The following is an 8,291-nucleotide window of genomic DNA, read 5'->3' on the forward strand; positions in this document are numbered from 1 at the left end:
TTCGACACTTCATACAATTAAATCACTCTCTGTAAAGAGTGTTTATTATGTTTCTTAAAATACACTCGAACAGTATTAATCAAAACAAACCAAAATTATGAAAAAACCAGTTGTTAAACAACGATTACTCCATCGAATTATGAAAATAACACTATTTCAGTTCGCCTTAGCGCTTGTATTTTCAAGTGTTACTATGGCAAACAGTGTAAATGGGCAGAAGAAATTAGATACAAAAGTTACAATCGCTGTTGAAAATTTATCTTTGAGTAACGCTTTGTCTAAACTTGAAAAATCTGCAAAGGTTAGATTTTCGTACAATTCCCGATTATCGCAGCTGAATCAAAAAGTGAGTATTGAGGCTAATGATGAATCCTTGTCGAGTATTCTTATGCGTGTTTTACAGCCCTTTAATATTACTTTTTCTGAAGTAAGTAATCAAATCGTGCTACAAAAGAATACTAAACTTGATGGTTTTACAAGTTTCGAAAACCATAACTCTTTATTTGAGACCTTAGTTGTAGGACCAATTATAAAAGGTAAAGTGACAGATGCAAGCGGAAGCCCTCTGCCAGGTGCAACAGTATTGGCAAAAGGAACAAAAATGGCTGTATTAACGGATTTTGATGGAAATTTTTCTATCGAAATGCCTGCTAACAGCGATAGATTGGTAATTTCTTATGTAGGAATGGAATCTAAAGAAATCGGTATTGGAAATACATCTCCAACTATCGTTTTAACAGAAGAAGGACAAAACTTAAAAGAAGTTGTAGTAACCACGGGTTACGAAAAAACATCAAAAAGAACATTTACAGGTGCTATCAGCAAAATTTCTGGTTCAGAACTTAAAGTGGATGGAGTAGTAGATATTAGTAGAATGATTGAAGGAAAAGCAGCAGGGGTTACCGTTCAAAATATAACGGGAACTTTTGGAACGGCTCCAAAAATCACGGTTCGTGGATCTTCTTCTATCTTTGGAGATACAAAACCATTATGGGTTATTGATGGGGTTGTACAAGAAGATATCATCAACATTTCATTTGCTGATTTGGCTTCAGGTAACTCAGAGACTTTATTAAGTTCTTCTGTTGCTGGGTTAAATTCAAATGATATTCAAAGTATTGAAATACTAAAAGATGCTTCGGCAACTTCTATTTATGGTTCACGATCATTAAATGGTGTTGTAGTTGTAACCACCAAACAAGGCCGTAGAGATTCTCCTCTAAAAGTTACTTATAGTGTAGAAAACACAGTAAGAACAGTGCCAAGTTATACACAGTATGATATTTTAAATTCTCAAGAATCAATGAGTATTTTAAAAGAAATGGAACAAAAAGGCTTTCTTGATGTACCATCAACTCTTCAAGGACGATATGGTGGAGTTTACAACATTTTGAGTAAAGCAATCAATACTTATGTTCCAGAGACAGACAGTTATTTGGTAAATAATGATCCAGTTAGTAGAAATAACTTTTTAAGAAAGTACGAATTGGCTAATACAGATTGGTTTAAGGTTTTATTTAGACCCTCTATGACACAAAATCATTCATTGAGTTTTTCTGGTGGTGGAAAAAATAATACTTTTTATGCCTCTTTAGGATATTATACCGATCCGGGATGGACTATTGCTGACAACGTAAAACAATTATCATCAAACATAAAAGGAACATTTTATGTAAATGATAAATTGAATATTACTTTATCTACTTTAGCGTCTGTGAGAGATCAAGGAGCTCCTGGAACTTACGAAAGTCAGCAAGATGTTGTATTTGGTAATGTAACCAGAGATTTTGATATTAACCCGTTCAATTACGTGTTAAGTACCAGTAGAACATTAAGACCTTATGACGAAAATGGTAATTTAGAATACTACAGAAATAACTGGGCTCCGATGAACATTATTAATGAATTACAAAATAATGTTTTAGAAATTAAAGTAAAAGATATTCGTTTTCAAATGGATTTAGATTATAAAATCAATAAACATTTAACGTATAATCTAACGGGATCTGCGCGTTATGCTAATACTTCAAGAGAGCATAAAATTTATGAAAACTCTAATGTAGTAGGAGCTTATAAAGCAGGTACAGAATATGGTATAGAGGGAGTAAATACTACTGTTAGAAATGCTAATATCTTTTTGTACAAAGATCCTGAAGATCTAACTGCTCAGCCAATTTCAGTATTACCTAACGGAGGATTTTTAAGAAAATTTACAAACGAATTGACTTCTTATAATATTAGAAATAGTGTTAATTACAGAAACACTTTCAATGATAAACATGAGGTAGAAGGCTTCTTTGGTACAGAATTACGTTCTTTAGACAGAAATAGCGATAACTTTACTGCTACTGGAATTCAGTATGATAGAGGTCTTACAGCATTTACGGATCCTAAAATTATTGAAAAAATTATCAACGAAGGAAATTCATATTTTGCTTTTAATGCAGAAAGAGAAAGAACTGTTGGTTTCTTTGGAAAAGTAGGATATACGTATGATCGCCGTTATACAGGATCTATTACAGGTCGTTATGATGGATCAAACAGACAAGGAAATAGTGGATCAGGCAGATGGTTGCCGACTTATACTTTTAGTGGTAAATGGAATGTTACCGAAGAGCAATTTATGAAAAATGTTGAGTCTATAAACAATTTAGCATTAAGAGGTTCTTATGGATTAACAGCTACTGCGGGACCTGCTACAAATTCATTAGCGATTTACAAAAGCTTTATTACAGATCGTTTAGGTATTTCCGACAGAGAAACAGGTATAGATATTGATCAATTGCAAAATGGTGATCTTACTTGGGAAAAGCAATTTGAAACGAATATTGGTCTGGATTTAGGGATGTTTAATAATAGAGTACAATTTACAACAGACGTTTACAGCCGTAAAGCCTTTGATTTGGTTGATTATGTAGTGACTTCTGGAATTGGAGGACAAAAAATCAAACAAGGAAATAATGCTAATATGGAGACTAAAGGTCTTGAAGTTGGTTTTACAACTCAAAACGTTGTAACAAATAACTTTAAATGGTCTAGTACACTTAATTTTTCGGTTTTTAACCAAGAAATTACAAAATTAGAGAATCAGCCTTCAGCATTTGATTTGGTTGATGGTAATGGTGGAAACGCTATTGGTCATCCTAGAAATTCAATTTATTCTTATCAGTTTACTGGTTTAAACAATCAAGGTTTACCAACTTTTATAATGCAAAATGGTGAAACAGATAATGTTACAGGAGCTAATTTTCAAGATACAGAAAAAGTTACTGATTATTTAAAATACGAAGGATCTATCGAACCAAATAAATCGATTGGTTTAGCAAATACCTTTACTTACAAGAGCTGGTCTTTATATGTATTTGTAGTAGGATCAGGTGGAAATAAAGTGCGTTTAAATCCTGCTTACAGTAGTCAATATGATGATTTAACAGTATTTACCAAAGATTTCACAAACCGTTGGATTAACCCGGGAGATGAAGAGTTTACTGATGTTCCTGTTATTGCTGACAAAAGATTACTAACAAATTATGGTGGTGCAAATACATTAGGACGCGCGTATAACACATACAATTTCTCAGATGTAAGAATTGCAGATGGAGATTTCGTAAGATTGAAAAATGTATCTTTAAGCTGGGAGTTTCCAAATGATTTTAAGAAAAAAATTGGGGTAAGTAACTTTACATTAAAAGGTTCTGCAGTTAATCCGTGGTTAATTTATTCTGATAAAAAACTAAACGGTCAAGATCCTGAGTTCCGTAATACGGGTGGTGTTGCTTTTCCAATTACAACACAATACAGTTTTTCTATAAATCTTTCATTCTAATAGTCGTTGATTATGAAAAAAAATATAAAAAATATAAAAATAGCCTTTGCTTCATTACTAATTCTTAGTATTAGTAGTTGCGATGAGTTTTTGTCGGAAGTACCGGATAACAGAACACAAATTGACACACCTGAGAAAATATCCGAACTATTGGTAAATGCATACCCACAGGCATCTTACATGGATTTTGCAGAAACGATGTCGGATAATGTAGGAGATGGTGAGCTAGGTTCTGTGAGTGTCAAAAACAGACAAAGTTATAACTGGGAGATGCATGATGAAACCAATGTTGATTCTGAAGCCAATTACTGGGACGGTTGCTACAGAGCTATTGCTCATGCCAATCAGGCTTTAAAATCAATTGAGCAATTAGGAAATCCGGCAAACTTAAACCCTCAAAAGGGTGAGGCTTTGTTGGCAAGAGCCTATGCTCATTTTATGCTGGTTACTTTTTGGTCAAATCGTTACAATCCGGCTACTGCCGAAACGGATCTGGGAGTGCCTTATGTAACGGAACCAGAAACTCAATTATTAAAAAATTATAAGAGAAATAGCGTAAAAGAAGTTTTTGACTTTATTCAAAAAGACTTAGAAGAAGGTTTACCTTATGTAACAAACAATTATAAAGAACCGAAATTCCACTTTAATAAAGATGCAGCAAAAGCCTTTGCCAGTCGTTTCTATTTGGTAAAAGGAGATTGGGATAAAGTGTTAGAAGTTTCAGAAGGTCTCGGTTCTAAGCCTGTTGGAAAATTAAAAGATTACCTTACTTTGTCAAGTTTAGCACCAGATATTCAATTTATCGAATATGCAAAATCGTCATACGCTGCTAACTTATTAGTTGCTTCTCCAAATACACTTATCGGAAGATCTGCAAGTGGTAGTAATTTTTATTTGTCAGATGAAAAACAAACGGAAATTTTTAGAGTACAAACAAATCCATTCAACAAAACATGGTTATTTGATTTCTACAGTTATAATAGTAGTAGAACATTATTTACGCCAAAGTTTGAAGAATATTTTAAATACACCAATTTAACGGCAAACATCGGAATTCCATACGCTGGAGTGGTACTTTTATCTAATGATGAGTTTTATCTAAATCGCATTGAAGCACTTGTAATGAAAGGTAGAATTACAGAAGCTAATACCGAATTAGAATACTTTTTAGGAACAAGAACAACAAATTATAATGCTACGACAGATAAATTAACTGAAGCAAGAATAACGACATTGTATCCCGTAATTGCTAATGAGTTTACACCTTACTACACTATGACACCTTTGCAGACTTCTTATGTAAAAGCTATTGCTGAAGCCAGAAGAAGAGATTTTGTTCATGAAGGATTAAGATGGTTAGATGTAAAACGTTTTAATATTGTGGTGGATCATGCAACTTTTGGTCTGCCAACAAATACATTGGTTAAGGATGATAAGCGTAGAGCTTTGCAAGTACCTCTAAGCGCATCAAATTATGGAATAGAAAAAAATCCTAGATAAATTTTAACTAAAATTTTAAAAACATGAAAATATTAAAACAATATAAAGTGATATTGCTAGTTGCAGGGGTTTTAACTTTTGTAGCTTGCGCACACGAGGATCAACCTGGTGATAGCCAGCTGGATTATTCGCAACCTCAAAAAAATGCTTTAGACAATTGGATCACTACCAATTATCTTAATCCTTACAATATTAATGCACAATATAAATGGAATCAAAATACAGTAGATAACAATAGATTTTTGTTTCCTCCAATGGTTGATAAAGTGCAACCTGCATTAGAAGTGGTAAAGCAAATATGGTTGGATAGTTACACGAGTGTTGGTGGTGCTGATTTTGTAAAAAAAGTAGCACCCAGAGAAATTGTTTTGGTTGGAGGAGTAAATTCCAATTCAAACGGTACTAGAACCTTAGGAATTGCAGATTCAGGACAAAGAATCACCCTTTTTGAGGTAGATTATCTGAATAAAAAAAATCGTGCCAACGTAACTGAATTTGTGCATACGATTCAACACGAGTATGTGCACATTTTAAATCAAAACAAACCTTTTGATGAGCAGGCATGGCAAAAAATAACACCTGGAGATTATACAGGGACCTGGCATTTAGAAGTGCTTCAAACGTCTAGAAATTTAGGTTTTATAACCAATTATGCCAGAAATAATATTATTGAAGATTTTGCAGAAACTGCTTCTACAATACTAACAAGTTCAAAAGCAGAGTATGCGGCTATTCTTGCAAGTATTACCGATGCAAACGGTAGAGCCAAATTGCAGCAAAAAGAAGCTATGGTAGTACAGTATTACAAAGATGCTTTTAATATTGATTTCTATGCACTAAGAGATGCAGCAGAGAAAAACACGACCAATGTTGTTAATAATTAAGCCGTCATTTTAATTTAAAATAATACTATTATGAAACCTAAAAATATATTAAAGTACGCCATGATTGTGTTTCTGGCACTACATTTATTTAGTGCTTGTACAAGCGATACATCGGCGGAACAAAAATTTGATAAGACACCCGCAGAACGCTTAAATGAGCAAAAAAGTGAATTAAATACTGCATTGCTATCTTCTGAGTTTGGATGGAAAGCGGTATATTTTACAGATGATACTCAATTGGGGGGATATACACATTTGTTTAAGTTTTCTGCCAACGGAAAAGTACAAATGGCTTCTGATTTTAACAACGATACGGCAACATACGAGAGTGATTATGATGTTGTTTTAGGAAGTACGGTTAGTTTACTATTTACCACCTATAATAGAATACATCTTTTATCAGATTCTAATAGTTTTCCAACTACAGCTTTAAGAGGAAGAGGATATCTGGGTGATTTTCAGTTTTTGTATTATGGTCAAGAAAATGGAGATATCCTTTTCAAAAGCAATAGATTGGTTAAAGAAGTTCGTTTTGTAAAAGCAACTGCTCAGGATTGGGTTGATTTACCTAAAAACTTAGTGACAGAACAAAATGTAGTAGGAGCCAGTACTCGTCCGCTTTTTAGATTATTAGAAACAAATGACGGTACAGCAGTAAAAAAATATGATTTTGCATTTTCTAGAGCAACCCGATTTGCAGTATCAAATTCTATTGCTGCAGGTTCTTCTGAAGTTTTGAGTTTTGGAGTTGGATACACGCCAACAGGTATTGTGGTGAGTCCGGCTATAGTTGTTGCAGGTCAAAAACTAACAACTTTTGTTTATAATGATGCAGATGGAAGTCTTACTGCCACTGGAACTGGGGGAGTAAAAGCTACTATAAAATATAGTAATTCACCTCTAGTTTTAACAGATGATTATAAAACATTTTTAGATGGAAAACCACAAATGATATTGAGTTATATTGCTGCAAATCTATATACAGCACCAACAACTTCTCAATATTGTAAAAACTTGTTAGATCAGGCTAATGCAACATTGCCAGCCAACCAAAAAATCGCTAGGGTGCAAATTTATTTCAATTCTCCATTCGGAAATTATATAGAATACCGTTTCAATGGAGGAAGACCAAGTGTTTTTCATAATTTCACTACAACAGAAGATGCAGTGAATAAAACGATTATTTTAAATCATGATTCATGGGACAATGGTGCAGCGCTTATACCTGCGCCAGCCTTCCTAAAAAATCTTGATGACGAATTTATGAATGCCTCGGGATTGTATATAAAGAAAGAAAGTTTTAAAATAACTTTTTCTAATACAATTTGGACGATTACAAGCGCATCATCTAACTTTAGAATAACAACGTATCAATTATAAAGATTTTTTAGAATACGTTTTTGGAAAGAAAAAGCAGCTCAATTTTGAGCTGCTTTTTTTAAAAAGAACCCTTGATTTTTTTATAATTTCTCAAAATAATTATTATTTTTTGTAGTACTTTATTTTAAATTATTATATTTGTTTTTAATATTAACAAATAAAAACTTATTAATTATGAAAAAAACAAGAAATTCGATGGGCTATTTTTATGTGAAGCAAATAAAATTGAAATTATTTGGATTTTTAGCGGTTTTAATGGCGATAGTTCTTTATTCATGTTCTTCCGAAGATGAATCTATAAATCAATCGGGAATGAGTAAAACCGAAATCAAATCAGAAAAAAATAAAACGATTGGTAATAATATCGAAACAGATGTTCCTTTCTCTGTTGTAGAGAATTTAAACATATTTTCTGAACAAATGTTTGTTAGTAGCGAAAGTTTGGAAATTGCATTAAATAGAAATAGCTATGTAGGTTTTAATGCACAAGCTATGCAATTGTTAAATAATGCAACAAATGAAAATGAGCTAAAAAGTGCTTTCGAAACAGGGGGAATAGCAAATAGCCAAGAAGTAATTAATTCAAGTTGCTAGTTAATTGTTTTATTTAATTGTAAACCGAATACAAACAATGTTAGCTTTATTAAGAATCCATCCAGAGTAACTGCATGTATAGTTCTTGGGAATAGTTTTTTAATATC

5 protein-coding genes and 1 pseudogene are annotated in these 8,291 nt (G+C 32.8%); 5 read left to right on the forward strand and 1 reads right to left on the reverse strand.

All coding sequences use genetic code 11. The features are described from left to right. Positions 1 to 97: 97 nt before the first annotated feature. From J3495_RS17005 to J3495_RS17025, 5 genes are all read left to right on the forward strand, one after another. Positions 98 to 3,826, forward strand: a complete 3,729-nt coding sequence (locus J3495_RS17005) for a SusC/RagA family TonB-linked outer membrane protein (protein WP_210667878.1) — start codon at positions 98 to 100, stop codon at positions 3,824 to 3,826. 12 nt (positions 3,827 to 3,838) lie between these two features. Next, complete coding sequence (locus tag J3495_RS17010) at positions 3,839 to 5,326, forward strand: RagB/SusD family nutrient uptake outer membrane protein (RefSeq protein WP_210667880.1); 1,488 nt, start codon at positions 3,839 to 3,841, stop codon at positions 5,324 to 5,326. Between the two features lie 23 nt (positions 5,327 to 5,349). Then, positions 5,350 to 6,210, forward strand: a complete 861-nt coding sequence (locus J3495_RS17015) for a zinc-binding metallopeptidase (RefSeq protein WP_210667882.1) — start codon at positions 5,350 to 5,352, stop codon at positions 6,208 to 6,210. 30 nt (positions 6,211 to 6,240) lie between these two features. Then, on the forward strand, positions 6,241 to 7,590 hold the full coding sequence (locus J3495_RS17020; RefSeq protein WP_210667884.1) for a DUF4302 domain-containing protein: 1,350 nt from the start codon (positions 6,241 to 6,243) through the stop codon (positions 7,588 to 7,590). A gap of 174 nt (positions 7,591 to 7,764) precedes the next feature. Further along, complete coding sequence (locus tag J3495_RS17025; protein ID WP_210667886.1) at positions 7,765 to 8,184, forward strand: hypothetical protein; 420 nt, start codon at positions 7,765 to 7,767, stop codon at positions 8,182 to 8,184. Here the strand turns inward: J3495_RS17025 and J3495_RS19465 are convergent. Continuing rightward, a pseudogene (locus J3495_RS19465) lies at positions 8,181 to 8,291 on the reverse strand (IS982 family transposase); the annotation flags it as partial. The gene J3495_RS17025 and the pseudogene J3495_RS19465 sit on opposite strands and share 4 nt — an antisense overlap.

The sequence above is a fragment of the Flavobacterium geliluteum genome (genome assembly GCF_017948595.1).
GTDB lineage: Bacteria > Bacteroidota > Bacteroidia > Flavobacteriales > Flavobacteriaceae > Flavobacterium > Flavobacterium flavipigmentatum.

Coding starts and splice junctions, on each gene's coding strand:
- J3495_RS17005 (WP_210667878.1), top strand. CDS start 98: ATGAAAAAACCAGTTGTTAAACAACGATTACTCCATCGAATTATGAAA.
- J3495_RS17010 (WP_210667880.1), top strand. CDS start 3,839: ATGAAAAAAAATATAAAAAATATAAAAATAGCCTTTGCTTCATTACTA.
- J3495_RS17020 (WP_210667884.1), top strand. CDS start 6,241: ATGAAACCTAAAAATATATTAAAGTACGCCATGATTGTGTTTCTGGCA.
- J3495_RS17015 (WP_210667882.1), top strand. CDS start 5,350: ATGAAAATATTAAAACAATATAAAGTGATATTGCTAGTTGCAGGGGTT.
- J3495_RS17025 (WP_210667886.1), top strand. CDS start 7,765: ATGAAAAAAACAAGAAATTCGATGGGCTATTTTTATGTGAAGCAAATA.